The sequence below is a fragment of the Bradyrhizobium sp. WSM2793 genome (assembly GCF_000379585.1).
Classification (GTDB): Bacteria; Pseudomonadota; Alphaproteobacteria; order Rhizobiales; family Xanthobacteraceae; genus Bradyrhizobium.
Window position 1 is genome coordinate 68,893 of sequence record NZ_KB902772.1, and the last position, 24,820, is coordinate 93,712.

Annotated in this window: 25 protein-coding genes and 1 pseudogene; 15 read left to right on the forward strand and 11 right to left on the reverse strand. The window is 65.1% G+C overall.

All coding sequences use genetic code 11. The features are described 5' to 3' along the window. Nucleotides 1–43: 43 nt before the first annotated feature. From A3AS_RS0107480 to A3AS_RS0107490, 3 genes are read left to right on the forward strand one after another with little or no spacing between them, the layout of a single operon-like run. Nucleotides 44–742 carry a TetR/AcrR family transcriptional regulator gene (locus A3AS_RS0107480; RefSeq protein ID WP_018316976.1) on the forward strand — a complete coding sequence of 233 codons (699 nt, stop codon included), beginning with the start codon at nucleotides 44–46 and terminating at the stop codon, nucleotides 740–742. Continuing rightward, on the forward strand, nucleotides 720–1,280 hold the full coding sequence (locus A3AS_RS0107485) for a carboxymuconolactone decarboxylase family protein (protein ID WP_018316977.1): 561 nt from the start codon (nucleotides 720–722) through the stop codon (nucleotides 1,278–1,280). Before A3AS_RS0107480 ends, A3AS_RS0107485 begins: the two co-directional genes overlap by 23 nt. Before the next feature lies 1 nt (nucleotide 1,281). Next, nucleotides 1,282–2,127, forward strand: coding sequence for an SDR family NAD(P)-dependent oxidoreductase (locus A3AS_RS0107490; protein WP_026201764.1), 846 nt, complete (start codon nucleotides 1,282–1,284; stop codon nucleotides 2,125–2,127). 191 nt (nucleotides 2,128–2,318) lie between these two features. Here the strand turns inward: A3AS_RS0107490 and A3AS_RS0107495 are convergent, their stop codons facing one another. Genes A3AS_RS0107495 through A3AS_RS0107510 form a run of 4 tightly spaced genes read right to left on the reverse strand, consistent with a single transcriptional unit; the run spans nucleotide 2,319 to nucleotide 4,866 of the window. After that, on the reverse strand, nucleotides 2,319–2,828 hold the full coding sequence (locus A3AS_RS0107495; protein ID WP_018316979.1) for a DoxX family protein: 510 nt from the start codon (nucleotides 2,826–2,828) through the stop codon (nucleotides 2,319–2,321). Next, nucleotides 2,825–3,610 (reverse strand): DNA-binding domain-containing protein, encoded by a 786-nt coding sequence (locus A3AS_RS0107500; RefSeq protein ID WP_018316980.1) that lies wholly within the window; start codon nucleotides 3,608–3,610, stop codon nucleotides 2,825–2,827. Before A3AS_RS0107500 ends, A3AS_RS0107495 begins: the two co-directional genes overlap by 4 nt. Continuing rightward, complete coding sequence (locus tag A3AS_RS0107505; RefSeq protein WP_018316981.1) at nucleotides 3,600–4,517, reverse strand: DUF692 domain-containing protein; 918 nt, start codon at nucleotides 4,515–4,517, stop codon at nucleotides 3,600–3,602. The genes A3AS_RS0107500 and A3AS_RS0107505 overlap by 11 nt, the downstream gene beginning before the upstream one ends. 43 nt (nucleotides 4,518–4,560) lie before the next feature. Further along, nucleotides 4,561–4,866, reverse strand: coding sequence for a DUF2282 domain-containing protein (locus A3AS_RS0107510; RefSeq protein WP_018316982.1), 306 nt, complete (start codon nucleotides 4,864–4,866; stop codon nucleotides 4,561–4,563). A gap of 314 nt (nucleotides 4,867–5,180) precedes the next feature. Here A3AS_RS0107510 and A3AS_RS0107515 point away from each other — a divergent pair, with 314 nt between their 5' ends. The 4 genes from A3AS_RS0107515 (at nucleotide 5,181) to A3AS_RS0107530 (ending at nucleotide 10,052) form a co-directional block, all read left to right on the forward strand. Next, on the forward strand, nucleotides 5,181–7,277 hold the full coding sequence (locus A3AS_RS0107515) for an adenylate/guanylate cyclase domain-containing protein (RefSeq protein ID WP_026201765.1): 2,097 nt from the start codon (nucleotides 5,181–5,183) through the stop codon (nucleotides 7,275–7,277). Nucleotides 7,278–7,523: 246 nt separating this feature from the next. Next, entirely contained in the window at nucleotides 7,524–8,093 is a 570-nt protein-coding gene (locus tag A3AS_RS0107520) for a DUF2087 domain-containing protein (protein ID WP_018316984.1), read from the forward strand. A 73-nt stretch (nucleotides 8,094–8,166) separates the two neighbouring features. Then, nucleotides 8,167–8,751 (forward strand): HutD family protein, encoded by a 585-nt coding sequence (locus A3AS_RS0107525; RefSeq protein WP_018316985.1) that lies wholly within the window; start codon nucleotides 8,167–8,169, stop codon nucleotides 8,749–8,751. Nucleotides 8,752–8,864: 113 nt separating this feature from the next. Next, complete coding sequence (locus tag A3AS_RS0107530; protein ID WP_018316986.1) at nucleotides 8,865–10,052, forward strand: adenylate/guanylate cyclase domain-containing protein; 1,188 nt, start codon at nucleotides 8,865–8,867, stop codon at nucleotides 10,050–10,052. Nucleotides 10,053–10,091: 39 nt separating this feature from the next. Here A3AS_RS0107530 and A3AS_RS44800 read toward each other — a convergent pair whose 3' ends face one another. Both A3AS_RS44800 and A3AS_RS0107535 read right to left on the reverse strand, forming a co-directional pair. Next, a complete protein-coding gene (locus A3AS_RS44800; RefSeq protein WP_084674798.1) occupies nucleotides 10,092–10,388 on the reverse strand; it encodes a hypothetical protein in 297 nt (98 codons plus the stop codon). Nucleotides 10,389–10,545: 157 nt separating this feature from the next. After that, nucleotides 10,546–10,725 carry a hypothetical protein gene (locus A3AS_RS0107535; protein WP_018316987.1) on the reverse strand — a complete coding sequence of 60 codons (180 nt, stop codon included), beginning with the start codon at nucleotides 10,723–10,725 and terminating at the stop codon, nucleotides 10,546–10,548. Nucleotides 10,726–10,963: 238 nt separating this feature from the next. Between A3AS_RS0107535 and A3AS_RS0107540 the strand changes: the two genes are divergently transcribed. After that, on the forward strand, nucleotides 10,964–11,758 hold the full coding sequence (locus A3AS_RS0107540) for an adenylate/guanylate cyclase domain-containing protein (protein ID WP_018316988.1): 795 nt from the start codon (nucleotides 10,964–10,966) through the stop codon (nucleotides 11,756–11,758). Between the two features lie 12 nt (nucleotides 11,759–11,770). Here the strand turns inward: A3AS_RS0107540 and A3AS_RS0107545 are convergent, their stop codons facing one another. Then, nucleotides 11,771–12,046 (reverse strand): hypothetical protein, encoded by a 276-nt coding sequence (locus A3AS_RS0107545; protein WP_018316989.1) that lies wholly within the window; start codon nucleotides 12,044–12,046, stop codon nucleotides 11,771–11,773. Nucleotides 12,047–12,483: 437 nt separating this feature from the next. Between A3AS_RS0107545 and A3AS_RS0107555 the strand changes: the two genes are divergently transcribed. Continuing rightward, the gene (locus A3AS_RS0107555; RefSeq protein WP_018316991.1) at nucleotides 12,484–12,696 is read left to right on the forward strand and encodes a hypothetical protein; all 213 of its coding nucleotides are present in this window, start codon (nucleotides 12,484–12,486) and stop codon (nucleotides 12,694–12,696) included. A 130-nt stretch (nucleotides 12,697–12,826) separates the two neighbouring features. Here the strand turns inward: A3AS_RS0107555 and A3AS_RS0107560 are convergent. The 3 genes and pseudogenes from A3AS_RS0107560 to A3AS_RS0107570 form a co-directional block, all read right to left on the reverse strand. Then, nucleotides 12,827–13,194: pseudogene (locus A3AS_RS0107560) on the reverse strand (rhodanese-like domain-containing protein). 95 nt (nucleotides 13,195–13,289) lie between these two features. Further along, complete coding sequence (locus A3AS_RS0107565) at nucleotides 13,290–14,141, reverse strand: alpha/beta fold hydrolase (RefSeq protein ID WP_018316992.1); 852 nt, start codon at nucleotides 14,139–14,141, stop codon at nucleotides 13,290–13,292. Nucleotides 14,142–14,173: 32 nt separating this feature from the next. Continuing rightward, nucleotides 14,174–14,752 (reverse strand): TetR/AcrR family transcriptional regulator, encoded by a 579-nt coding sequence (locus A3AS_RS0107570; protein WP_026201766.1) that lies wholly within the window; start codon nucleotides 14,750–14,752, stop codon nucleotides 14,174–14,176. Between the two features lie 192 nt (nucleotides 14,753–14,944). Between A3AS_RS0107570 and A3AS_RS0107575 the strand changes: the two genes are divergently transcribed. Together A3AS_RS0107575 and A3AS_RS0107580 are read left to right on the forward strand one after the other, a co-directional pair. Beyond that, nucleotides 14,945–16,051, forward strand: a complete 1,107-nt coding sequence (locus tag A3AS_RS0107575) for an efflux RND transporter periplasmic adaptor subunit (RefSeq protein WP_026201767.1) — start codon at nucleotides 14,945–14,947, stop codon at nucleotides 16,049–16,051. After that, nucleotides 16,048–19,158 (forward strand): efflux RND transporter permease subunit, encoded by a 3,111-nt coding sequence (locus A3AS_RS0107580; RefSeq protein ID WP_018316995.1) that lies wholly within the window; start codon nucleotides 16,048–16,050, stop codon nucleotides 19,156–19,158. Before A3AS_RS0107575 ends, A3AS_RS0107580 begins: the two co-directional genes overlap by 4 nt. Before the next feature lie 244 nt (nucleotides 19,159–19,402). Here the strand turns inward: A3AS_RS0107580 and A3AS_RS0107585 are convergent, their stop codons facing one another. Next, a complete protein-coding gene (locus A3AS_RS0107585; protein WP_018316996.1) occupies nucleotides 19,403–20,341 on the reverse strand; it encodes a LysR family transcriptional regulator in 939 nt (312 codons plus the stop codon). A gap of 212 nt (nucleotides 20,342–20,553) precedes the next feature. On the opposite strand from A3AS_RS0107585, the gene A3AS_RS0107590 reads away from it, so the two are divergent. Genes A3AS_RS0107590 through A3AS_RS0107605 form a run of 4 tightly spaced genes read left to right on the forward strand, consistent with a single transcriptional unit; the run spans nucleotide 20,554 to nucleotide 24,776 of the window. Continuing rightward, on the forward strand, nucleotides 20,554–21,633 hold the full coding sequence (locus A3AS_RS0107590) for an ABC transporter ATP-binding protein (protein ID WP_018316997.1): 1,080 nt from the start codon (nucleotides 20,554–20,556) through the stop codon (nucleotides 21,631–21,633). 33 nt (nucleotides 21,634–21,666) lie between these two features. Beyond that, nucleotides 21,667–22,383 carry an HAD family hydrolase gene (locus A3AS_RS0107595; protein WP_018316998.1) on the forward strand — a complete coding sequence of 239 codons (717 nt, stop codon included), beginning with the start codon at nucleotides 21,667–21,669 and terminating at the stop codon, nucleotides 22,381–22,383. Between the two features lie 16 nt (nucleotides 22,384–22,399). After that, nucleotides 22,400–23,707 (forward strand): FAD-binding oxidoreductase, encoded by a 1,308-nt coding sequence (locus A3AS_RS0107600; protein ID WP_026201768.1) that lies wholly within the window; start codon nucleotides 22,400–22,402, stop codon nucleotides 23,705–23,707. A 22-nt stretch (nucleotides 23,708–23,729) separates the two neighbouring features. After that, nucleotides 23,730–24,776 (forward strand): ABC transporter substrate-binding protein, encoded by a 1,047-nt coding sequence (locus A3AS_RS0107605; protein WP_026201769.1) that lies wholly within the window; start codon nucleotides 23,730–23,732, stop codon nucleotides 24,774–24,776. Nucleotides 24,777–24,820 lie beyond the last annotated feature (44 nt).

Here is a 24,820-nt window from a genome sequence, read left to right on the forward strand (position 1 = left end):
CGTACGGTTGACTAGCGAACGATCGTTCGTTAGTCAAGTCGGCATGGCTGTCCACACCTCCAGCGCGGCGGAAGCGGCTGCGCCCACGACCCGTGAGCGCATCCTCGTCGAAGCGCTCGACCTGTTTGCGCAGAGCGGTTATGGCGGCGCCTCGATGCGCGAGCTCGCGCGCCGCGTCGGCATCCGCGAGAGCAGCCTCTACAATCATTTCTCCGGCAAGGCCGCGATCCTGGAGGCGATCGTCAGCGAGCACGGCCCAGCGAGCTCGGCGAGCCGGCTGGAAGAAGTGCGCTACAAGCAGCTGGCGCGCCAGCCCGCCGCGTTCTGCCGGCAGTTTGCGCTCGACCTCGTCGAACAATGGTCCGACCCGCGCGAGCACCAGTTTCAGAAAGTCATCACCGCCGAGCGTAACCGCGTGCCCGGTATCCGCGCCAAATTCGCCGATCATTTCTACGCGCGCGAGCAGAGCATGATGACGGACTATTTCCGCGGCTTTGCGCTCGCCGGCCTGGTCAAGACGCCGGATCCGCGCGAGACCGCCCGGCTGTTCGCGGCGGGCCTGATCTACATCCGTCTCGAGCATTACGTGATGGGCGCAGCACCTTCGCCGCGGGCGAAGGTGATCGAGGCGATCGAGCGCTATCTCGCCTTCTTCCTGTCGCTGATCGCGGCAGGCGAGGCCACCGACAACAAGAAACGAAAGCCCAAGGGAGAGAACCGTGGCAAGGCTGCCCCTGATTGATCCGGAGACGACGAGCGGCGACATCCGCGCCTCGTTCGACCGCATGCCGGTTAAGCTCAACATCTTTCGCATGATGGCCCATGCCGAGGCCAACATGATCCCGGCGATGCGGCTCGGCAATTCGATCCTGCACAAGCAGAAGCTCTCGGCCGTCAACCGCGAGCTCCTGATCCTCCAGGCCGCTCAGCTCGAGAGCGGCGCCTATGAATGGCGCCAGCACGTGCCGATCGCGCTCGGGGTCGGCTGCACGCAAGGGCAGGTCGATGCCGTCGAGCGCAGCGATTATGACGCCGCCGCGCTGAGCGAGGCCGAGCGTGCGCTGCTCAAGTTTGGCCGCGAGGTGGTCGAGAACGTCCGCGTGCCCGAGGCGACCTTCGCCGCTGCTCGCGCGCATTTCAGCGAGCAGGAGATCGTGGAATCCATCGTCGCGCTCGGCTTCTACATGATGATGGCGCGCCTGACCGAGGCGACCGAAACCGATCTCGATCCCGCGGCCGGGATGACGGTTTATGACGGCGGCAAGAGGCCGGGTGGTTGAGATGGCGGAAACCGACAGCAGGCCGGAGCGCCATGTTCGTCCGCCGAGCGCGGAATCGCTAGGCGAAGCGCCGGGCAGGGGGCGGCTGAAAGGCCGCCGCATCCTGATCGTCGGCGGCGGCCAGCGCGTGTTCGACGCCGCCAGCGATCCGATCGGCAATGGCCGTGCCATGAGCATTTTGTGCGCACGCGAGGGCGCGAGGGTCGCGGTGGCCGACCTCAACCATGCCTCCGCGCAGCAGACCGTCAAGCACATCACCGATGAAGGCGGCGAGGGCTTTGCCATCGTGGCCGACGTCACGTCAGAGGCGGACGTCCAGCGCATGATCGAGGAAGCCCATCGCGCCATGGGCGGCCTTGATGGCATGGTTCTGAACATCGGCACCTTCGGCAAGACCGGCCTCGATAACGTCAGCCCCGAGGAGTGGAACAGGATCTACGACGTCAATGTCCGCGGTCCCATGCTGTGCTGCCGCGCCGCGCTGCCGCGATTCGACAATGGCGGCTCGGTCGTCTTCATCTCCTCGATCGCCGCCTTGAAGGCTGGATCGCAGATGGCGGTGTACGATTCCTCCAAGGCCGCGCTCGGCGGCCTGATGCGCAACATCGCTCATCTGGGATCGCGCCGCGGCATCCGCGCCAACCTCGTCTATCCCGGTCTGGTCGATACCCCGAACGGTCGCGAAGCCGGCGCCGGCCGCCCCAACCGCGGCAAGGGCCACGTCCCGTTCGGCCGCCAGGCCACGGCCTGGGAGATCGCTTATGCGGTGCTGTTCTTCCTGTCGGACGAAAGCGTCTACGTCACCGCGCAGACACTCGCAGTGGATAGCGGTCTCAGTGGAATGTGAGGCCTGCCATTCGGGCTACTGCTGACCACACCCTTTGACGTCACCCTGAGGCGCTCACCTTGCGATGCGAGAGCATCGCAGGGTGAGCCTCGAAGGATGGGCCACGGGCGCTTGCGGCCCATCCTTCGAGGCGCGCAAGGGCGCGCACCTCAGGATGACGGCGATGCATGTGGAGACACAAAATCGGGTATCTACTGCGGCTGCGATCGCGCGCGACAAAGCAAATGATCGAGCGAAATGTTCCCCGGCCCATGAGCCATGATGCCGAGCGCCATCGCTGCCCAGGTGAGATGGATCGGCCAGCCGTCAGGCACCGTGAGCTCGACGATGACAGTCATGAACAACAGCCCGAGCGCGGCCAGCCGGGTGCCTAGTCCCAGCACCAGCAGGATCGGAAGCAGGATCTCGCCGCAGCCCGACAGGAACGCCATCACCGTCGGTGCTGGAAAGTGATAGGGCCCACCGGGCAGATGCAGCATGAATTCGTCGCTGAACAGCGTCACGGCGGTGTCGTTCAACTTGAGGAAGCCGGCCCATTTGAGCATGCCCGAGCGCCAGAACGGCACCGCCAGCGCGAGGCGCAGCACGAACTGGACGAGCGACGGCGTCGCAAGCGTCTGGATCAGACGATTGGCCCTGTCGACGAGCAACCAGGGCGAGGGCAGTCGGCTTTCGGTGGTCATATGTTGGTCCGTGATCATGATGGATCTCCGCAGGCGAGCGAGATGAAGGCGCCGGCTTCGATCAGTCCGGCGATGTTCGCGGCGATGTCGAATTCGGGCGCAGCGTCCAGCGCCACCGCCGCGGCCTCGCCGAGCGACCGTCCCGAGATCAGGCCGTCCGCGAACACCGCTCCGCCCGGCGGAAGGCGACGCACCGTGACGTCAAATTCGGGCCGTGTGATCAGGGCGTCCTCCGGCGTCGAGGCATCGATGTGCAGGAGTGGTGCAGCACCGTCGCGGTTGGCCGCAAAGATCGTGACGGCTGCGTATTGCGAGCGCAGGCATCGCGCGGCGGGGTGTGGAACGAACATCAGATCGGCCAAACGATCGGGCGTTACCGCCGACAGCCGGGCGGGCGACAGCGGGGCGGCATCGCGCGCATGGTAGCAATCGAGCCAGGCCCGCTCGATACGCGCGACGTGGGCGAGCCACGGCATATTTTGCGCATGCTCATAGGCTGCGATGAACTCCGGAAAGTCGCGGCCATACTCGAACAGCAGCGGCGAGGTCGGCGGATTGCTGCGAACATGGAAGCGCGCCATGGCGCGGAAGAACTCGGCGCCGGTGATGCGCTGCACCGCCGGATAGACCGCGGCCAGCGCGTCGATCAGGCTGACCGTGACGTTGTTGCGGTAGACGTCGTAACGCCGGCCGGCGGCCTTGCCGTTCGGGCCGGTCACGATTGCAGGCGTGCTGCGTGCTGGATCCAGCAGCGCCGGCGCGAACGAAGCGGCGAAGCACAAGCCGGGTTCAGGCAGCATGACGGTCTCCCGCCACTGCTGTGGACTGATGACGGTCGAGGATCGCCTGTGCGGCAAGGGCTTCCGCCTGCAGAACCGGCCAGTCCGGAATGTTGCTGTCCCATTCGATCAGCGTCGGCACAGCGCCGCGGCGCCTGATGACGATTTCGTAGAGCTTCCAGACGGCGTCCGCGACCGGGCCGTCGTGGCTGTCGATCAACAGCAGATCGCCTTCATCGTCGGCTTGCTCGGCATGGCCCGCAAGATGAATTTCCCCGACGAGCGACAGCGGGAAATCCGCGAGGTAGTCGAGCGCCGAATAGCCCTGATTGGTGGCGGAGACGAACACGTTGTTGACGTCGAGCAGCAGGGCGCAGCCGGTTCGCTCGGCAATGGCGCGGATGAAGTCAGTCTCGCGCATCGTGGATTCGCGGAAGGCGACATAGGTCGACGGATTTTCCAGCAGCAGCGGTCGCCGGATCGCCTCCTGCACCTGGTCGATATGGTCGCAGACGCAAGCCAGCGACGCCTCGGTATAGGGCAGCGGCAGCAGATCGTTGAAGAAGCTGGTCTCATGGGTCGACCACGCCAGATGCTCGGACACCAGCGCCGGCTGATAGCGCGCGACGAGGCTACGGAAGCGTGCCAGATGCGTCTTGTCGAGCCGCCGCGGTCCGCCGATCGACATGCAGACGCCATGCAGCGACAGAGGATGGTCGCGGCGGATCGCTTCCAGGGCGCGATGCGGCGGACCGCCATCGCCCATGTAATTCTCGGCGTGGACTTCGAAGAACCCACGCCGAGGTCCCGCCTCGAGGATATCAGGCAGATGCTCGGGCTTGAAGCTCGTCCCGGCAACGCCGCCGATTGGGGTTGCGAAGCGGAGCGGCATGGCTGCTGGTCGGGTCGGCTGGATCACCGTGCTCATCGTGCTGCTCCGTTCGTGCTTGTTGGCGACGTCGCGGCGGCCGTCAGACCGGCTTGAGCGAACCCTTCTTGCCGCCCGGCAGCTCGATGCTGGTGCAGGTGCCGCCCTGCACGAACTTCCAGGCGTTCCCCTGGAAATCGATGGTCGAGGTGCCCTGGCAGGTCGTGCCCGGTCCTGCGGCACAATCGTTCTGGCCCTTCAGTGCGACGCCGAAGCACTTCTCCTTCTTGGCGGCAATGGCAGCCTCGCCCTCGGCCTTGGTCAGCGGGCCGGCGGCGGCGAGGGTCGCGAGCGCGGTCGAGACGGCGCCGGCAAGGACGAGCGAGGTGACGGCATGTTTGGCAGACATCGAGATTCTCCTGTTCGAGATGGCATCGCCTGGCAGGCGACGCGCGCATGGTCTCCTTCGTTGCGCGCGCAGCCCGCGTTACGGCGAGACTGCTCACGAACCCGTGAGACCGATGGGATCGGGCGCACCGCCGGTGCGCTTGGGTCGGCATTAGCGGGCAAGCGTCCCTTGAAGGCCAATGCCTAGGGTCTATCGAGACGGTAGCCACCGGGCATTGGCGGCGCGCGTTCATTTCCTGCCAGACGTAACGGGGCGAGCGCCGGCGGCGTAGAGCAATGTCAGTGGCTCGTATGGACCGGCAGGCGAAGACAGCGATGAAGGTTGATCCCGAACGACGGCTTCATGCGATCGCTGGGCTGACGGTCAGCATCCGTCTTGCGGTGTCCGCGCTGGTCCTCGCGGCGATCCTGCTGACGGCCGCGCTCTCCAGCCTGCTCTGGTGGCGCACGGCGGAGGCGACCAGCCGGCAGCTCGCCGCGACCATCAACGAGCAGATCGTTGCGGCGGTGCGCAAGGAGGTCTCGGCCATCGTCGACGAGGCCCGCGCCGCGCACACCGCGATCCGAACGCTGTTCCTGCAGAACGTGCTCGACACCCGCGAGGCCGACAAGCGGGAATTCGTGTTCCTGTCGCAATTGCAGTCGCAGGCGACGATTTCCTGGGTCGCCTTCGGCTGGCCCGACGGCTCCTTCTTCGCCGCGCACAAGCTCGGCGATCGCCGCCTGGAGATGATGGAGATCTCGCTGACCGATCATCCGCGCCAGCGCCGCGTCGACGAATATGACGTGGTGCCCGGCGATATCGAATTCGCCAATCGCCGGTTCGAGCCCAGCGGATTCCACGTCGCCGATCAGGCCTGGTTCAAGGCGGGGCTGACCGCGGACGAGCCGCAATGGTTCAGGGTGATGGACCACCCGACCGGCGAGCGGCCGTCGATCGCGTTCGCGGGGCCGATCGACGTCTATCAGGAGCGGCAGGGCGTTCTGGCCGTCATCATCGAATATACCAGGCTTGCGCGTTTCCTGTCGCAGCTCGAGGTCGGGCGCACGGGAACTGCCTTCATCGTCGATGGAAGCGGCGAGCTCGTCGCGGCGCCGGACAAGGAGGCCGACGAACTCCATCCGGCGCGCGGCAACACGACGCTGCTGCCGCTGGCGCGCGCTGCGCTCGACAAGGCGGGCGAGGACGGCCGCAAGGAGGCCTGGCGAAGCCAGCTCACCTCCGGCGGCGCGGCCTACGAGGTTGCGCTGACGCCGCTGCCGTTTCCCGGCTGGTCGCTCGCCACCGTGATTCCGGAGGCCGAATTTCTCGGGCCGGTCGAGACGACGTTGCACCGCCTGATCCTCGGCCTCGCAATCGGCGCCGTGCTCGCGGCGCTGGCCTCGGCGATGCTGGCGCGGTCCGTCATCGCCGCGCCGCTATCGCGTGTCGTCGGCGAGCTTCGCCACGTCGAGGCTTTCGCGCTGGAGCAGGTCCGCCGCCACCCCTCGCGGCTCAAGGAAATCGCAAGCCTGTCGGGAGCGATCGCCGAGATGGCGGCCGGATTGTCCGCCTTCCGCAAATTCATCCCGGCCGATCTCGTCCGTGGCCTGCTGCGCCAGGGCGTCGAGGCGCGGCCCGGCGGCAGCGTCCAGGAGCTCAGTGTGATGTTCATCGACATTGCCGGCTTCACCGGGCTGTCCGAGCGGCTGGGCGATCGTGTGGTGCCGCTGCTGTCGCGCTATCTCGACGTCACCTCGGAGATCATCGTCGCCAATGGCGGCACCATCGACAAGTTCATCGGCGATGCCGTGATGGCGTTCTGGGGTGCGCCGCAGCCGCAACGCGACCACGCCGCGCGATGCTGCCGCGCGGCGCTCGCTTGTCGCAGGGCGATCGAAGCATCGGGCCTCGCCGACGATCTCGGTCAGCCGCTCCAGATCCGGATCGGCATCAATTCGGGCCGGATGCTGGTCGGCAATATCGGCTCGGAGTTGCGGCTGAACTATACCGTGATCGGCGATGCCGTGAATGTCGCCAGCCGGCTCGAAGGCGCCAACAAATCCTATGGCACGCAGATCCTGATCGGCGAGGCGACCGAACGCCTGGCGCGCGGCGCCGTCATCACGCGGGAGGTCGACAGCATCGCGGTCTACGGACGGGAGGAGGGACTTTCCGTCCACGAACTGGTCGGGATCGCGGACGAAGACGCCATCGACGGAGAGGCGATCGGCTGGATCGGGGATTACGAGCGCGGCCTTGCCTGCTATCGCGCGCGGCGGTTCGCCGATGCGCTCGGCGATTTCGAGGCCGTGCTGAAACGCCGCGGCCACGATCGTCCCGCCGAGCTGATGCGCGACCGCTGCAAGCAGCTCGCATCGGCCGCGCCCGACCCCGCCTGGCGGGCCGTGGCGACACTGGCGTCGAAATAGCGGCGTCCGAGTCCGGGACATCTGGCGTTCTAATCGCGTTTGTCCGCGCATCTCGCATCAGGCTCTTGAGCCCGCCGGGCGTCTATAGTAGGAACTGCGTGGGTCTGCAGTTCACCCAGGCGTCACCGTCCCGCGAGGGAAGCTAAACCTGCAAGGCTCAATCGTACCGACACCAAACCTCGTGCCGCGTCGTAAGCCGGTGACCTCCGACAATCCATCTGTGGATCGGCACATCGAGGATTGGTCATGACCAGAACCCCCGTTGAATTCGTTGCGGGCGACATCTCCGCGCTCGCGAAATCTCTGCGCGCCCAGCTTCTGGAGCGCACGTCGCCGCCCGGTCACGTCGAGCTGCTCAACATTCTTGCACGTGCGACAGGGCACAGGAACTATCAGCATTTCCGCGCGCGTGCGGTCGGCACTGCCGTGGATGACCGCGGCACGCCCGCACCACAAGTCGATGCGGTCGATCTGAAGCGCGTGCAACGCGCGGCGCGCCATTTCGACGACCACGGCAGGCTGTTGCGCTGGCCGGCCCGCCACAGCCTGCAGCAGCTGAGTCTCTGGGTGCTGTGGGCCGGCTTTCCGCCGCGGAGCAGTCTGGCCGAGGCGGAAGTGAAGACGCTGCTGAACCGTCAGCACGCTTTCGCCGATGATGCCTTGCTTCGCCGCGCGCTGTGCGATCACGGCATGGTCTCACGAACGGCCGACGGGCGCGCGTATCGCCGGATCGAGCGTCGGCCGCCGACGGAGGCGGCAGCGCTTTTGCGTCATCTCAAGGCCAGCGCACCCGGGCGAGCGGAAGCCGCAACATGACCGCAATTCCGGACGCATTGCCGCCCGCCGGGCGAACGCGCTTCCCTGCATCGCCATCGCATCGAGGACCGCCATGAAGGCAACACTGCTCAGATCTGAAGACTACACCCGCTCGCCATGGAAGAACGGCGGCGGCATCTTCACCGATATCGCGGACGCTCATCGGGCCGATGCGCCGCAGAAGAATTGGGATAGCATGCTCTGGCGTTTTGCGAGCACGCCGATCGTGGCGCCCGGTCCCTTCTCCCATATGCCGGGCATCGACCGCTTGCAGATGGTGGTCGGTGGGCGCGGGCTGGTGCTCAAGGCTCCGGGCCAGGAATTCGACGAGCGTGAACCTTTTACGACCGTGCGCTTCACCGGCGAGCTCGAGATTGTGACGGAGCTTCACGCCGGGCCGGTCGAGGTCGTCAACCTGATGGCGCGGCGCGGCGTCGTGGAGATCGAGCTTGAAGCGCTCAGGGAAGCCGGCGATCGACCGTTGCATGCCGGCACGCATCTGGTTTACGCAGCGCACGGCGATTGCCGCATCCGCCTCGATGGTGAGGATTTTGCCATCCCCGGCAACGGCACGCTCAGGATCGAAATGACCGAGACATCGAGGCTCGCGCTCGTTTCGGGTCTGGTGGTGCTGGGGTCGATCCGGATCGTCGGCTAAGGGGCGATAGCCCCGACCGGCCGATGCGTACAATCCATGCAACTGGCTAGGTTGACGCGGCGGAGCCGGGGCACGATATCTGCCCTGATGCAGACCGCCGTGAAGGGCAGGACATGACCGCGCAAGACAACCACGCCACGCAGGCCGACGGTGTCGTCGACTGGCTGACCAACGGCACGCGCGACGAACGCTTCATCGACAATATCTTCGCCGACATGTGCATCCGTCTGCAGCAGGCGGGCATTCCGCTGAAGCGGTCGACGCTGCATGTCCTGATCCACCATCCGCAATGGCTTGGCGCCCGGTTCATGTGGTCCGACGGCATGCGCGAGGCGGAGATCGCGCGGGTGGATTATGACGTCCGCGAGCGGTCCGAATTCATTGGCAGTCCCGCCAACGAAATGCAGGACGGCGCCAGCGAGGTGCGCGAGAATCTCGAGCGCGATCCCTCGCTCGGCCGCAAGCACGCCCTCTACGACGAGATGCGCGAAAAGGGCCTGACCGACTATGTGGCCTGGCCGCTCTACCACACGCTCGGCAAGCGGCATCTCATCACCTTCGCGACCGACCGTCCCGGCGGCTTCGAGGATTCGCATATTGCTGCGCTCAAGAAGCTGCTGCCGGTGCTGGCGCTGGTCAGCGAGATCCGCATCAAGAACCGGTTGGCGCGCACGCTGCTGGAGACCTATGTCGGCTCCCATGCCGGCCAGTTGATCCTCGCCGGTGCCACCAGGCGCGGCAGCGGCACGACCGTGCGCGCCGCGATCATGATCTGCGACCTCAGGGATTTCACCAAGATCTCCGACAATTGGCCGCGCGACGACGTCATCGATCTGCTCAACGATTATTTCGACGCGATGTCCGAGCCGATCGCGCGGCACGGCGGCGAGATCCTGAAATTCATCGGCGACGGCCTGCTCGCCATCTTCCCGCTTCATGAGCCCGATGCCTGCGCGAACCTGCTCCACGCCGTGACCGAAGCCCGTCAAGCCATGACCGCGCTGAACGAGCGGAAGAATGCGACCAGCCGCGCGCCGCTGAATTACGGCATCGGCGTCCATGTCGGCGATGTCATGTACGGCAATATCGGCTCAACCAGCCGGCTCGACTTCACCGTGATCGGCCCCGCCGTCAACATGGCCTCCCGCCTCGAAGCCCTCACCAAGAAGCTCGGTCGAACGGTGCTGCTGTCACGCGACTTTGCGGAGCTGGTGGAGGAGAAGTTCGAGCTGGAGCACGTCGGCAAGCACGAGGTCCGCGGCTTCAGCGATCCGATCGAGCTGTTCGCGTATCACGGGTAGGGCGACTGCCTCACCCAGGACGAATTGCCAGCGGCGCATCTATTTGCGGTTCGCTCCGGTGGAGCCCGAGTTCGGCATCGCCTGCTGGCCGCCCTGGGTTTGCCTTGGGTCGTTGTCCCCCGGCCGCGTCGTTGTCGATTTGGCCGGTGCGCTGGCGCCGCCGCTATTGTTGTCCGATGAGGTATTGAGGCCCGAAGCTCCTGCTCCGGTCGTGCCGCCCGTCCCGGTCGAATTGATGCTCGACCCGGTCCTGGAGGTACCCGCGCCGCCTTGCGCGAACGCGGAGGGAGGCGATGCGAGAGCCGCAACGAGCCCTGCGAGAACAAGCACTTTCATGTCCGCTCCTCTTGCTTCGGTCAAGCAGCCCCGGCTCTCGGTCCAGGGGGCGGAGGTCGAGCCGAGGCCGCCATTCGCCGGAATTGTCGGACCCCGGTGCAGGCCAATGCTCAGGACCGCGCGGTCGTTCCAATCTGGGACGGCACGCCCATCACGCCTACGCGGACCAACGATCCTGCTCTTCCTGGTGCGCGTGCTCGTTCAGACGTTCGGCGATCTGGTCCGCAATCTTGTCCGACTCCGCCGAGGCGACGGGCTCGCCCTTGCGTGTCCTGAGTTTGTCCTTGTCGGCCTCGATCGGGAAGTCGTCAGGCTTCAGTCCATCATCCTTGCCCATGGCGCGCCTCACTGCATCTCATGTCGGAAGAACACGTCTGGAGGCTGATCGTTGCTTGGACAAGAGAATCTTCCGACCGACGAATGGACGGGCGGCTCGCGTTTGGGCGTTGTCAGCATGATCCCGATGTCAGGCGCCGCCGGCAGCCCTGGCAAGCCCCTATTGCCGATGCAGGATTGTACGAATAGGCTTCCGCCCCGAAGACGCCCAAAGGGTCTTTCAAATCGGCCGCACGTTCATGCCCAAATTCCTTCGCATCGGAGTCCTGCAGTCCAACGTATCCGGCTACACGTCGAAGGCGTGGTGCGTTCGGCGCGTCGGCTCGGCGGTGTTCCTGAAGTGGGGTGCCGTGGAGGTGCAGGGCGCCGGCGATGGGCGAAGGGTCTACTGGACGCGACTGCCGCAGGAGAAGACAGTTCGCTGCGGCACGACGCAGCGCGCCCAGGACTACGCCAAAGCGGCTATCGCCCGGCGCCGCAGCCACCGCTACGAACCGCTGGCCGGGCCGATAGCGCTCCGGCCCCGATCCGGCGAGCGGAGCGCGGAGCTCAAGCAGGCACTCGCCACCATCCTGATCGTCGATATCGTCCGCTCCACCGAAAAGGCGGCAAAGCTAGGCGATGCCCGGTGGACCAAGGTCATGGGCCACTATTACGCGGCCGTGCGCAAGGAGCTGAAGAGTACGCGTGGCAAGGAAGTGGTGACGACCGGCGACGGCGTGCTGGCGACATTCAAGGCGCCGGCTTCCGGCGTCCGTTGCGCGACTGCGATCCAAAAGGCCGTGCGCACGCTGGGGCTCGACATCAGGGTCGGGCTGCATGCGGGCGAGTACAGTGTGAGCGGAGGCGAGATGGTCGGTCTCGCGTTTCACATCGGCACGCGCGTCGCCGCCAAAGCGCGCGCCGGCGAAGTCCTGGTCTCGAGCGCAGTCAAGGACCTGATGGCGCAGTCGGAGATCCGGTTCCGCGATCACGGCGTGCATCAGCTCAAGGGCGTGCCGGAGCGGTGGCGGCTGTTTCGGGTGGAGGATTGAGGGGATTGCGGCCTATCCGTTCGGATCGGTCCGGTCGCATCTCGGGCATCGCCCGTCCGCGGCGGCGGCGAGTTGGTGGCCGATCTCTTCCCTGAGAGCGTCCGCCTCGAAGGCCGTGCCGTCGCTCCTGAGGATTCGCTTGGCGCGTTCGTAGGCATGGCTCTCGGCGGCGTCGTCGCCGACGCGGACGATCACCTCATCGTGGAAAGGGCAGATCGTGGTCGCACGGGTGGTTTCGAGCGCGTAGCGCACCACTGCGGTCAGATCGTCGATGTTGGCGGATATCATGGCTGCTCTCCTGATCGTGGCGGTCCCGATGGTGGCCCGTTTCCGGCGGAGGTCGTACCGTACGGCCGTGTTGGTCGGGTCAGGCGACAAGGACGACGTCAATCAGCGTCGGCTTCCTTGAAGCGCCGAGGCCGATTGCGTGTTCTGTTCAGGGCTGCGCCATCTCAACCCGCGGTTCTTGCCCTGGTTCCAACGAAGCCGCTCGTCCGGAGCCGGCTCCTGGTCGCGGTCGGTCGGTGCCCGTCTTGCGAAGCGGTGCCCGGAGTGCCTAGGAGTCCGGGCTCCGCTTCGTTCGGCACCGGAGCAGGAGCGCCCGATGTCATGCAGAGCATAGGCGTGGGCAGACCGTTCGCCTTGACCCATCTCAAACACGGGGAAGGCCCCTAAGGAATCATCCGCAATTTCGCCGGCCGCGGTTCGGGCGCATCAATAAGGACATGCAGCGCCAGATCCTCTTCAGGTGCCCGCGCACCGGCATGAACGTCCAGCATCGGATCGATGACGCGCGGCCCGAGAGTTTCGAGCCGGCGGACAGCTATGTGTCCGTGAGGTGCCCGGCCTGCATGTCGCTGCACTTCGTCAACAGTACGACCGGCAAGCTGCTGGGCGAGCGAAGCGCGCAGCCTGTCTCCATGCCGCGTTCCGCCTGATCGGTTCCGTCGATTGTGCTGCGACGTGGCGGGCAACCGTCAATGGATCGCGGCGTATATGGGCGGGCGCCGAGCGCCGGTGATGACGTTCGGCCGCAACCAGGCCCGGCAGGCGGCCAGCCCGCGTGTTCTATTTCTCGACCGCCCCCGACCAGTCCTTGAAGCCGCCGACGTTATAGACCTTCTCGTAGCCCATATCCTTCAGCACCTTGCCCGCCAGCGCCGACCTGCCGCCGGACGCGCAGTAGAGAATGACGGACTTGCTCTTGTCGAACGCCTTGTCGTGATAGGGTGACTCCGGGTCCGCGCGAAACTCCAGCATCCCGCGCGAGACGTGCACGGCCCCGCGATCTTGCCGCTGGCCGCAACCTCCGGCGCATCGCGAACGTCGACGACCAGCGTGTTGCCGTTCTTGATCATGTCAGTGGCCTGTTCCGACGTGATCTTGGGCACCGCCGCATTGGCGGCTTCGAGCATTTGCTTGACGCTGGTTGGCATGTTTTGTCTCCGTTGGTGGCCTCGCGGGGAGGATAGCACATTGGCCGCGCTTCGCCTCCTTCTGTTGGAGGAGCGTGCTCTGCTTGATCATGCGCTCATTCTGCGCCCAATATCGCCCGGGCCAGCTCCGACGGGTTCTCGACAGCCGAGAAGTGGCCGGTATTCCTCAGCGTCACCATCTGCGCGTTGGGAATGAGAGACCGTGTGCGCTCGCGCTCGTCGGGCCGGGACCAATCGCTGTCGCCATAGATGAGCGTCACCGGCGCCGCGATCTGCCAATAATAGTCGCGGGCCTGGCTCCAGGATCGCCATCCGGCCAACACCTTGCGTGCGGCCCGCTTGTATCCCGCGCGATGGGCCACCTTGTCGAACTCGGCGAGCAGATCGGCCGGCAGCTTGCGCGGGTCGTGATATCCGCCGCCCATGATCTTGCCGAGAACGATTTTGTTTTCGAGCGACGCGTTGATCGCGCCGAGCACCGGCACTTGCAGGCTTCCGATGATGAAGTTCGCGAGCCAGTTGCCACGTCGAAGTCCGTCGCCATAGCGGGTCTCGTAATCGTAGGGATTGATTGCAAAGACCCGCTTCACCCTCTGCGGAAGTGACGCCGCCACCGTGAGAGCCAATGCGCCCCCGATCGACTCGCCGACGAGCGTGACATCCGAGAGGTCTAGCTCCTCGAGGAAACGTATCAGCGCCTGCCTGAAATAGGGTTCGTTGAAGCTTGCGTCCGGATCGATCGGCGAGTGTCCGTGGCCGGGCAGATCGATGGCGTATACCGTGTGCGATCCTGCGAGCAGAGGCGCAAGGCTGCGGAAATACTCGAGCTGCGTCCGGATCGTATGGAGGAGGAGCAGCGGAGGCCCGCTGCCGGTCTTGTGAAAACGCACACTGAGCCTCTCCGATAATTTGAGCAAGCTCGGCCCGGCTTCGCTCACGTCAAGCATCCGGTCTCTCCATGTTTCGAGGGGGCCGTCGTTCAAGCCGCGGCGGCTTCACGGACCAGCGCGGCCGCGGCATCGAGAAGGGCCCGTGCGAGGTCTGTGTCGTTGACCGCGCGCGCCAGCGTTACGGCGCCCACCATCGTCGCGAGAATGGCCATGGCCTTGTCTCTCGACCCCTTGCCGCCGTCCTTGGCGATGAAGCGGCTGAGCACGTCGAGATGGGCCTTGATGCCTGCTTCGAACTCGGCCTTGACGTCGGGACCCTGCCGGGCGGCATCCGAGCCGAGGGCCACGATCGGACATCCGTCCATTCTCTCTTCGCGATGATCTGCGCTGAGATAGAATCCGATCACTGCGCTGAGCGGATCGTCAGGATTGCGCGCGGCCGCGTCCGACCATCGGGTGGAAGCGCTCTCCAACGCTCGCTTGGAGGCCTCGACCGCCAAGTCCTCCTTGGACGCGAACTGCTTGTAGAAGGCGCCCTGGGTGAGCCCGGCCCCTTCCATCAGATCCTTGAGCCCAATGCCGTCAAAGCCGCGCTCCCTGAAGAGGCGACTTGCCACATTGATCACGGTTTGGCGGTTCTCCGCGGCTTGAACGCGACTGACGCGCATCATGCTCCTCCATTTGGATTTCAGTCGAAATCTATGCCCAATATAGATTTCGAACGACATCTATCAAGTTGCCGTCGGACGACGCGGTGGTTTCCTGAGATCACGTTTCCGTCAGGACGCAAATTTAGATTGCGATCGAGCGCTAAGTCAATATAGAGTTCGAACGAAATCTAAATTCCAGAGGAGACCGTCATGAAGAGGGGAATTGCCGTTTTGGCCGGTATTATGATCCCGGCGGGGGTGGCCACGTTCGTCAGTCTTGGCATTTTCGCCCCCAACGCCTCTGCCGTGAGCGACCCGAGACAGGAGCCGCCGATGGTCAGCCTGGCGACGGCCACGCGGGTGAGCGGATCCGACCGCGGGTTCACGGGCACCATCGGCGCGCGGGTGGAGAGCAATCTCGGCTTTCGCGTCGCCGGCAAGATCGTCGAGCGGCTGGTGAATGTCGGTGAGCAGGTCAAGGCCGGGCAGCCGCTGATGCGGATCGACGAGACCGACCTCCGCCTTGCGCTCGCGGCGAAGCGCAACGCTGTCGCCGCAGCGCGCGCGGTCGTCGTGCAGACCGATGCGGATGAGCGTCGATACGCCAACCTGGTCAACGACGGATGGACGTCCAAGCAGCGCTACGAGCAGGCGAAGGCCGCCTCGGATACAGCCAAGGCCCAGCTCGCCGCGGCCGAAGCCGAGGCCGGGGTCGCGGAAAATCAGGCGACCTATTCTGTGCTGGTGGCAGACGCGGACGGCACGGTCACGCAAACGCTTGGCGAGCCCGGCCAGGTGGTCTCGGCCGGCCAGACCGTCGTTCGGCTCGCGCAGTCCGGGCCTCGCGAAGCCGTGGTGGCGCTTCCCGAAACGATCCGGCCGGCGATCGGCTCGCTCGCCGAGGCTAGCCTATATGGCAGCGATGGACGCCGTTACGCGGCGCATCTGCGCCAATTGTCGAACTCTGCCGACGCGCAGACCCGGACCTACGAGGCCCGCTATGTGCTCGGCGGCGAGGCGGCAGCAGCACCACTCGGCGCGACAGTCACCATTCGGCTCGCAAGCCAGGACAGTCAGTCGGAAGTCCAGGTGCCGCTCGGCGCCGTGCTCGATGATGGCAGGACCACCGGCGTCTGGGTGTTCGATAGCGCCAGCTCGACCGTACACTTTCGCCCCATCAAGCTTCTGCGCGTGACCAGCGAAGCGGCAATCATCTCTGGATCGAGCTCCAGTGACCCCATTGTGTCCCTCGGCGCTCACCTCCTGCACGAGGGCGCTCGCGTCAGGACCGTCACTGACGGCGGGAGCAAATCATGAGCTTCAATCTCTCCGCGGTCGCCGTTCGCGAGCGGGCCGTGAGCCTGTTCTTCATCATGCTGCTGGCGGCCGCAGGCGCCTACGCCTTCTTCATGCTCGGACGGGCCGAGGACCCGTCCTTCACCATCAAGACGCTCACGGTTACCACGGTCTGGCCGGGTGCGACGGCACGCGAGATGCAGGACCAGGTCGCCGAACCCCTGGAGAAGCGGATTCAGGAGCTGACCTGGTACGACCGGGTCGAGACGACCACGCGGCCGGGTTATGCCTACATGACGGTGACGCTGAAGGACAGCACGCCGCCATCGAGCGTGCAGGAAGAGTTTTATCAGGCGCGCAAGAAGCTCGGGGATGAAGCGCGCAAGCTGCCGGCCGGCGTGCTCGGCCCCTTCGTCAACGACGAATATTCGGACGTGAGCTTCGCACTCTATGCCCTCAAGGCGAAGGGCATGCCGATGCGTGAGCTCGCCAGGAAGGCGGAAGTGATCCGCCAGGACCTGCTGCACGTGCCCGGCGTCAAGAAGATCAATATCTTCGGCGAACGTCCCGAGCAGATCTTCGTGGAGTTTTCCTATCCCAAGCTGGCAACGCTCGGCGTGTCGGCACAGGATATTGTTGCCGCCCTTCAGCGGCAGAATACGGTGACCCCGGCGGGCTCGATCGACACAAGCGGGCCGCAGGTCTTCATCCGGGTCGACGGCGGTTATGACAGCGTGCAGGCGATCGCCGACACGCCGATCGTTGCGGCGGGACGAACCTTGAAGCTGTCCGACATCGCCGAGGTCCGTCGCGGCTATGAGGATCCTCCCACCTACATCATCCGGCACCAGGGTGAGCCCACGATCATGCTCGCGGCGGTGATGCAGGAGGGCTGGAACGGCCTGGCGCTCGGCAAGGCGTTGGAAGAGAGGTCCGCTGCCATGGCGCGGACACTGCCGCTCGGGATGACGCTCGACAAGGTGACCGACCAGGCCGTGAACATCACCTCCGCGGTCGACGAGTTCATGATCAAATTCGCAATGGCGCTCGCAGTGGTGCTGCTGGTCAGCCTGCTCAGCCTCGGCTGGCGCGTGGGAATCGTCGTGGCCGCAGCGGTCCCTCTGACGCTGGCCGTCGTGTTCCTCATCATGCTCGAGACGGGCCGGTTCTTCGACCGCATCACGCTCGGTGCTCTCATCCTCGCGCTTGGCCTTCTCGTGGACGACGCCATCATCGCCATCGAGGTGATGGTGGTGAAGATGGAAGAGGGCATGGACCGCCTCAGTGCGGCGGCCTACGCATGGAGCCACACCGCGGCGCCGATGCTCTCGGGCACACTGGTGACGATCGCGGGATTCCTGCCGGTTGGTTTCGCGCGCTCGACGGCCGGCGAATATGCCGGCAACATCTTCTGGGTTGTCGGGTTCGCTCTCATCGTCTCCTGGATCGTTGCGGTGATCTTCACGCCTTATCTTGGCGTCAAGATGCTGCCCGCGATCAAGCCCATCGAGGGTGGCCACCACGCGATCTACAACACGCCGAACTACCGGCGTTTGCGGGGGCTCATCACCTTCGCCGTGCGCCACAAGTTTCTGACCTGCAGCCTCGTCGTGATCGCTTTCGCGCTGTCCGGCCTCGGCATGGGCGCGGTCAAGCAGCAGTTTTTCCCGACGTCGGATCGCCCCGAGGTTCTCGTCGAGGTTCGCCTGCCGGAGGGCACCAGCATCGAGACGACGACCGCCGCCGTCGAGAAGCTCGAAGGCTGGCTGCATGATCAGCCCGAGGCGAAGATCGTCACCAGCTATGTCGGTCAGGGCGCGCCCCGCTTCTTCTTCGCGATGGCGCCGGAGCTCCCCGATCCGGCCTTTGCCAAGATCGTCGTGCTGACGCCTGACGCCGAGGCGCGCGAGGCTTTGAAGCAGCGCCTCCGGAGCGCGGTCTCACACGGCCTTGCCCGGGAAGCGCGCGTGCGCGTCACCCAGCTCGTCTTCGGACCCTACACGCCGTTCCCGGTGGAGTTTCGGGTGATGGGCCCCGATCCCGCGAAATTGTATGCGCTCTCTGAAAAAGCCGTCGAGGTCATGCGTGGCGTTCCCGACGTGCGACAAGCCAATCGCGATTGGGGCAATCGCACACCCGTGCTCCGCTTCATTCCAGATCAGGATCGGCTGAACCTCATCGGCCTCTCGCCGGCGGAAGTCGGGCGGCAGCTCCAGTTCCTCCTGACCGGCATCGCCGTCACGCAGGTCCGCGAGGACATTCGCAATGTCCCGATCGTGGCGCGCAGCGCCGGCGGCGAGCGGCTGGATCCGGCGCGGCTGGCCGACTTTTCACTGACGAGCCGGGACGGCCGTCTGATCCCGCTCGACCAGATCGGCCATTCGGAAGTCCAGCTCGAAGAGCCGATCCTGAAGCGCCGCGATCGCACGCCGGTCATCACGATTCGTTCGGACATCAACGAGGCGACCCAGCCTCCCGAGGTCTCCAAGGACATCATGAAAGCGCTTCAGCCGCTGATCGCATCGCTTCCGGCCGGCTATCGCATCGAGACCGGCGGCTCGATCGAGGAGGCGACGAAGGCCAATGACGCGCTGGCGACCATCTTTCCCGCCATGATCGCCGCAACGCTGATCGTCATCATGCTTCAGGTCAGATCATTCTCGATGATGGCCCTCGTCATGCTGACCGCACCGCTTGGTCTCGTCGGCGTCGTCCCTGCGTTGCTGATCTTCAACCAGCCGTTCGGATTCAACGCGATCCTGGGACTGATCGGACTGGCCGGGATCCTGATGCGCAATACCCTGATCCTGACCGAACAGATCAAGGAGAACCGCGCGGCGGGCCTCGACGATTACCACGCCGTCATCGAAGCCACGGTGCAACGCACGCGGCCCGTGATCCTGACCGCGCTTGCCGCCGTGCTGGCGTTCATCCCCCTCACACACTCCGTCTTCTGGGGATCGATGGCCTATACCTTGATCGGCGGCACGGCCGTCGGCACGGTGTTGATCCTGCTCTTCCTGCCCGCGCTCTATGCCGCGTGGTTCCGCATCAAGCCGACCGCGGATGAGAGCCCTGAGAGCGCGACGGACAAACCGGAGTTGCGAACGGCAATGGCTGCGGAGTAGGCGATCTGATCAGCTCGCGAGGAGCCTGGCGTCTTCCGATCGCAGCAAGAGAGCTTCGATCCGAACGGTGTCTCGAACGCTCAAGCGGCGTAACGCAGCGCCGCCTTCGCCCTCAGGGCTTCGGCGCGGCAGCCCCGCGGAACACAGTGGCCGTCTCAATTAGTCTCTGCGGAGACCCCACACTCTAACCCCTTCTGGCACGTCTAGATTTTGCAAGTTGGGGCGTCACCAACCTGCCTTCGGTTCAGTAGCACGCAGCCATCAATCCAAGTGGTGGGTACTGCCGATCGATTGCCACTAGCTCATCCCGCATCTGTACGATGATCCAATCCCGGATCTCAGCAGCGATCGGGCGCATCGGCCGGTTGCGCGGCGGCAGGAATTCGCACACGCGGCGCGTGGTGGTCAGGCGGTCGGATGCCGGCACAAGCGCGCCGGTGAGCAGCCAGTGCGAGGCGACCGTCAACCATCCGAGCGCGATGCCCTGGCCGAGCAGGGCGGCCTGCACCACGACGGCATAATCGGTGAAGCTCAGCGCCTTGGCCGCGCCGCGGCGTCCGGTGAGGAGCGATGCGTAATCCGCGGCCCAGTCGCCCGGCGTCTCGGCGAGGCGGATGATGGTGTTGCTCTCGGTGGGATCGGTTTCCCCGAGATAGGTTGGGCTGCACATCGGCAGCATGACTTCCTTCATCACGAGCGTGCCGCCCGACGACGGCTCGTCGCGATCGCGAAAGCGCATGCCAAGATCGACATTCTCCACAGGGCCGCGCAACGCGCCGGAGATGAGCTGGAAGCGCAGATCGACCTCGGGAAACTGCTTCTGCAGCTTGTCGATGCGCGGCATCAGCCAGTGCGTGGTGAAGGCGGAGGACACCGACAGCGTCACCGTCTCGGTGCCCTTGCGGCGGCGCTCGATCTCGACCAGTCCGGTCTCGATGCTGCGAAAGCCTTCGAGCACGCGGCGATACAGAAGCTCGCCTTCCTCGGTGAGCACCGCGCGGCCCGCCTTGCGATCGAACAGGCGGACGCCGAGATGCTCCTCGAACTGGCCGAGCATGCGGCTCACCGCGGGTTGCGTGACGTTCAATTCAGCGGCTGCGGCCGTGAAGCTGCCGTTGCGCGCCGCTGCGTCAAAGACGAAGAGGGCGTTGCTGGAGGGCAGCATCCGGCGTAGCTCAGGCATAACGTCATGTTATGAGCGCGGTGAGAATTTGGCAATTGCCGAGTTTTGCCAAGTCTGGTGTCATTGGCATGACAGCCTAAAGACAGGGCTTACGGGAGAAGAGATGGTGCGGTGCACGCTTCGAGCGTGAGTGCGTCAACTCCCCTGTCTATAAAGCAGGCTTATGGCGTGCAGTGAGGCACGCCATTGCAGGGACGAGGCGAGGTCGATCGTTGGACAAACGAGCGGAAAGCGTCGAGATCAGATCCGCGAGCAAGGCCTATGGCCCGGTTCGCGCCCTCGATGACGTCTCCCTCAATGTCGGCGCCGGCGAGTTCGTCTCGCTGCTCGGTCCCTCCGGTTCCGGCAAGACCACGCTGCTCGGCATTTTGGGCGGCTTCATCATCCCGACGTCGGGCGCAATTCTCTTCGGTGGTCGCGACGTCACCTGGATGCCGCCGCACAAGCGCGATATCGGCGTGGTCTTCCAGAACTACGCGCTGTTCCCGCATATGAGCGTCGGCGAGAACGTCGCCTTCCCCTTACGTGCACGGCGTCTGCCGAAGGTGATCTGGCCCGATAAGGTGCGCGCGGCGTTGTCGATGGTCGGCCTTGCCGGCTACGAGGAGCGCGGCATCGCGCAACTCTCCGGCGGCCAGCGCCAGCGCGTCGCGCTCGCGCGCGCGATGATCTTCGAGCCGCGGCTGATCCTGATGGACGAGCCGCTCTCGGCGCTGGACAAGCAGCTGCGCGAGACCATGCAGATCGAGCTGCGCGCGCTGCACAAGCGCATCGGTGCCACCATCATCTACGTCACCCACGACCAGCGCGAGGCGCTGACCATGAGCGACCGCGTCGCGGTGATGAAGGACGGCCGCCTGATCCAGATCGACGAGCCCGAGCGGCTGCACGATCATCCCGCCGACTCCTTCGTCGCAAGCTTTATCGGCGAGGCCACGATGCTGCCGGTGCGCCGCGTCGACGCCTCCAGCGTCGCGCTCGGCAACGCGCTGCTGCGCAGCGCCCGCGCCATTCCCACAGGCGATGCGCTGATGCTGGCCGTGCACAGCGAAAAACTGCTGATCGACGATGGCGCGCAGGATGCCGCCTGCAACCGGCTCACGGCTACGGTCACCGACATCGTTTATCAGGGCGAGAGCCTGCGCATCTTTCTGGCGCTTGCCGACGGCGTCGCGCTCAGCCTGCGACAGCCGAGCTATCACCAGGCCTACAGCCGCATTCCGCCACTCGGCGGCAGCCTCACCGTCACCCTTCACCCCGAGGACACCATCATCGTGCCCCGGGTGGACTGAACCCTAGCCTGTCTAACCTGAGAGAAAAACGACATGTCGACCCAAGCCGCGTTCAGCAATTTCAAGGTCCTCACCTTCGACGTCGTCGGCACCTTGATCGATTTCGAAACCGGCGTGATCAACGCAGTGCGCAAAATCTCGGGCAAAACGCCGGCCGAGCTCAGCGACGATCAGATTTTCGAGCCCTACAAGCGCGGCCGCGACATGCACTACGAGCGCTCGAGCGAGGCGATGTTCCACGTCTATCGCCATCTCGCCAAGGAGCTCGGCCTGCCGTCTGACGACGCGTCGTGCGATGTCTTCCAGCTCTCGGTGCTGCGCTGGGGACCATTCGTGGACTCAGTCGAAGCACTGAAGCGCTTGCGCACGAAATTCCGGCTGGTGGCGATGACCAATGCGGACCGCGTCGCGCTCTCGTGTTACGCGCATGCGCTCGGCAATCCCTTCGACGACACCGTCTGCGCCGACGACACCGGGGTGGCAAAGCCCAATCCAGAGTTCTTCGCTTACAACAAGGGGCGTCAGTCCGCCTTCGGCTACAAGCAGTCCGACATTCTGCATGTCGCGCAGAGCCAGTACCACGACATCGGCATCGCGCGGAAGCTGGGCTACAAGGTGTGCTGGATCGAGCGCCGCCAGGGCATTGCCGGTTTTGGCGGCACGCCCGCGGTGGAGACGCTAACCAAGCCGGACTTCCATTATCCGACCTTGAAGGCACTGGCCGACGCAGCGATCGGGCCGGCGGCATAAATCCATGAGCGCGGGCATGACACGGGACTGGAGCGCGCAGCCATCGGTCAACTCGCTGTGGGAAGCCACGGCGGAGCCGGCGCGCGATTGTCCCGTGCTGTCGGGCGAGCATCAGGCCGATGTGGTGATCATCGGCGCGGGCTATACCGGGCTCTCCGCCGCGCACCATATCGCCAAGAGCGGGCTCGCACCGATCGTGCTCGAGGCCAACCGCCCCGGCTGGGGCGCGAGCGGGCGCAACGGTGGCGTGATCACCGCAAAGTTTCGCCTGTCGTTCCGTGAGATCGACGCCGTGCACGGCCGCGCGATGGCAAAGCGCATGTACGAGATCGCTCATGAATCGACCGACATGGTCGAGGAGCTGGTGTCCGAATTCGGTATCACCAGCGCAAATCTGACGCGCACCGGCCAGGTCAAGGCTGCCCACAACGAGACGACGCTCAAGGCGGCAATCGACGAAGCCAACTGGATGACGCGCGAGATGGGCTCCGCCGAGGTCCGCATCCTCGACAGAAGCGGCGTGCGCGAGGAGACCGGCTCCGACATTTTCGTCGGTGGCGTGCTCAATCCCGGCTCGGGCGGGATCCATCCGCTGAACTATCTGCGCGGCCTCGCCGATGGCGTGGCGCGCCGCGGTGTTCCGATCTTCCAGGAATCTCCGGTCGTCAAGCTGCGGCGCGAGAATGGCGGCATCGTCGCCGAGACGCCGCAAGGCGCGGTGCGCGCGAAACAGGCGATCATCGCGACCAACAGCTATTCGGATTTGACCGGCGCGACCGCGGATCTGCAGCGCACGCTGATCCCGTTCCGCAGCGCCATGGTGGCGACCGAGCAGCTGCCGCGCAATCTCGCTGGAAAGCTGATGCCGACGGGACGGACCTACACCGAGACCAAGCGCATGATGCGCTGGTTCCGCATGGTCGACAATCGCGTGATCTTCGGCGGGCGCGGCGCATTCGGCAAGCAGGATTCCCAGGCCGCGTTCGACGCGCTGCGCAAGGCGATGGTCAGCATCTTCCCTGATCTGGCCGAGGTCCCGCTCGCATACAAATGGTCGGGCCTCGTCGCGATGACGCTGGACTCGGTGCCGCATATCGGCCGGCTCGACGACCGCACGCTGGTCTCGCTGGGCTACAACGGAGCAGGTGTGGCGATGTCGAGCCTGATGGGCCGCTATCTCGCCGCCTTCGTGCGCGGCGAGAGCCCCGACGTCGGCCTGCTCGATGTCAGTCGCATGAAGACCATTCCGTTCTATCCGCTGCGCGAGCCCGCCGTGCGCATGGTCGCCGGCTGGTACCAGTTTCTGGATGCGATCGGTCAGTGAGAAGTCTTTGGAGGAGGCGAGGATGACGATGAAGCAGAAGTTTGGACTGGGCTGCGCGCTGCTGGGCGCAATCGGATTGACCAATGCGGCCGATGCCGCCGAGCAGATCACCTTCGTCTCGCAGGGCGGCGCCTACCAGCAGGCGCAGACGGTGGCGATCCTGGATCCCTCCGCCAAGAAGCTCGGCATCACCATCAACCAGGATTCCATTCCCGACGCCTGGCCCGCGATCAAGACCCAGGTCGGCAGCGGCAAGCCGATCTGGGACGTCGTCGACACGCCGACCGGCAATTGCCTGCGCGGCGGCGAGCAGGGGCTGATGGAGAAGCTCGACTTCTCGAAGATCCCGAACGGCGCGGCGATGCCGGAGGCGTATCGCAGTCCCTATTCGGTCTCCTATGAGTTCTATTCCAGCGTGCTGGCCTACAGCCAGAAGACGTTCCCGAAGGACGCGCCGAGTGGCTGGGCCGATTTCTGGGACGTCAAGAAATTTCCCGGCCGCCGCGCGCTGCGCAACCACCCGTTCGCAACGCTCGAGGCCGCGCTGATGGCCGACGGTGTTGCGCCCGACAAGCTCTATCCGCTCGATGTCGACCGCGCCTTCAAGAAGCTGGAGGAGATTAAGCCGCACATCACGGTGTGGTGGACCTCGGGTGCGCAGTCGGCGCAGCTGCTCAACGACGGCGAGGTCGACATGGAGATGGCCTGGAACGGCCGTGTCAGCGCGGTCGCCAAGGAAGGCGCCAAAGTCTCCTTCACCTACAATCAGGGCATTTTGCAGAGCACCTCGCTCTGCATCCTCAAGGGCGCGCCGAATCTCGCCACGGCGGTGAAATTTCTCAACGAGGCCGTCGATCCCGTACACCAGGCCAACCTGCCACTCCACATCGACTACGGCCCGGGCAATCCAAAGGCTTTCGAAACGAATGTGATCAAGCCCGAGCGTGCCGCGCAATTGCCGAGCGAGCCGGCGAATGCAGCGAAGCAGGCGCTGATGTCCTACGCCTGGTGGTCCTCGCCCGCCGGCGAGGCGGCCGAGAAGCGTTGGGCTTCGTTCATGCAGAAGTAAGACGAGGCGGCGTTGACGATATCAGAGCCAGATCGATCGCAAAG

What these genes read in the sequence shown, in the direction of transcription:
- A3AS_RS0107480 (WP_018316976.1), top strand. Translation starts at nt 44, where the DNA reads ATGGCTGTCCACACCTCCAGCGCGGCGGAAGCGGCTGCGCCCACGACC.
- A3AS_RS0107490 (WP_026201764.1), top strand. Translation starts at nt 1,282, where the DNA reads ATGGCGGAAACCGACAGCAGGCCGGAGCGCCATGTTCGTCCGCCGAGC.
- A3AS_RS0107495 (WP_018316979.1), bottom strand. Translation starts at nt 2,828, where the DNA reads ATGATCACGGACCAACATATGACCACCGAAAGCCGACTGCCCTCGCCC.
- A3AS_RS0107500 (WP_018316980.1), bottom strand. Translation starts at nt 3,610, where the DNA reads ATGCTGCCTGAACCCGGCTTGTGCTTCGCCGCTTCGTTCGCGCCGGCG.
- A3AS_RS0107505 (WP_018316981.1), bottom strand. Translation starts at nt 4,517, where the DNA reads ATGAGCACGGTGATCCAGCCGACCCGACCAGCAGCCATGCCGCTCCGC.
- A3AS_RS0107510 (WP_018316982.1), bottom strand. Translation starts at nt 4,866, where the DNA reads ATGTCTGCCAAACATGCCGTCACCTCGCTCGTCCTTGCCGGCGCCGTC.
- A3AS_RS0107515 (WP_026201765.1), top strand. Translation starts at nt 5,181, where the DNA reads ATGAAGGTTGATCCCGAACGACGGCTTCATGCGATCGCTGGGCTGACG.
- A3AS_RS0107520 (WP_018316984.1), top strand. Translation starts at nt 7,524, where the DNA reads ATGACCAGAACCCCCGTTGAATTCGTTGCGGGCGACATCTCCGCGCTC.
- A3AS_RS0107525 (WP_018316985.1), top strand. Translation starts at nt 8,167, where the DNA reads ATGAAGGCAACACTGCTCAGATCTGAAGACTACACCCGCTCGCCATGG.
- A3AS_RS0107530 (WP_018316986.1), top strand. Translation starts at nt 8,865, where the DNA reads ATGACCGCGCAAGACAACCACGCCACGCAGGCCGACGGTGTCGTCGAC.
- A3AS_RS44800 (WP_084674798.1), bottom strand. Translation starts at nt 10,388, where the DNA reads ATGAAAGTGCTTGTTCTCGCAGGGCTCGTTGCGGCTCTCGCATCGCCT.
- A3AS_RS0107535 (WP_018316987.1), bottom strand. Translation starts at nt 10,725, where the DNA reads ATGGGCAAGGATGATGGACTGAAGCCTGACGACTTCCCGATCGAGGCC.
- A3AS_RS0107540 (WP_018316988.1), top strand. Translation starts at nt 10,964, where the DNA reads ATGCCCAAATTCCTTCGCATCGGAGTCCTGCAGTCCAACGTATCCGGC.
- A3AS_RS0107545 (WP_018316989.1), bottom strand. Translation starts at nt 12,046, where the DNA reads ATGATATCCGCCAACATCGACGATCTGACCGCAGTGGTGCGCTACGCG.
- A3AS_RS0107555 (WP_018316991.1), top strand. Translation starts at nt 12,484, where the DNA reads ATGCAGCGCCAGATCCTCTTCAGGTGCCCGCGCACCGGCATGAACGTC.
- A3AS_RS0107565 (WP_018316992.1), bottom strand. Translation starts at nt 14,141, where the DNA reads ATGCTTGACGTGAGCGAAGCCGGGCCGAGCTTGCTCAAATTATCGGAG.
- A3AS_RS0107570 (WP_026201766.1), bottom strand. Translation starts at nt 14,752, where the DNA reads ATGCGCGTCAGTCGCGTTCAAGCCGCGGAGAACCGCCAAACCGTGATC.
- A3AS_RS0107575 (WP_026201767.1), top strand. Translation starts at nt 14,945, where the DNA reads ATGAAGAGGGGAATTGCCGTTTTGGCCGGTATTATGATCCCGGCGGGG.
- A3AS_RS0107580 (WP_018316995.1), top strand. Translation starts at nt 16,048, where the DNA reads ATGAGCTTCAATCTCTCCGCGGTCGCCGTTCGCGAGCGGGCCGTGAGC.
- A3AS_RS0107585 (WP_018316996.1), bottom strand. Translation starts at nt 20,341, where the DNA reads ATGCCTGAGCTACGCCGGATGCTGCCCTCCAGCAACGCCCTCTTCGTC.
- A3AS_RS0107595 (WP_018316998.1), top strand. Translation starts at nt 21,667, where the DNA reads ATGTCGACCCAAGCCGCGTTCAGCAATTTCAAGGTCCTCACCTTCGAC.
- A3AS_RS0107600 (WP_026201768.1), top strand. Translation starts at nt 22,400, where the DNA reads ATGACACGGGACTGGAGCGCGCAGCCATCGGTCAACTCGCTGTGGGAA.
- A3AS_RS0107605 (WP_026201769.1), top strand. Translation starts at nt 23,730, where the DNA reads ATGACGATGAAGCAGAAGTTTGGACTGGGCTGCGCGCTGCTGGGCGCA.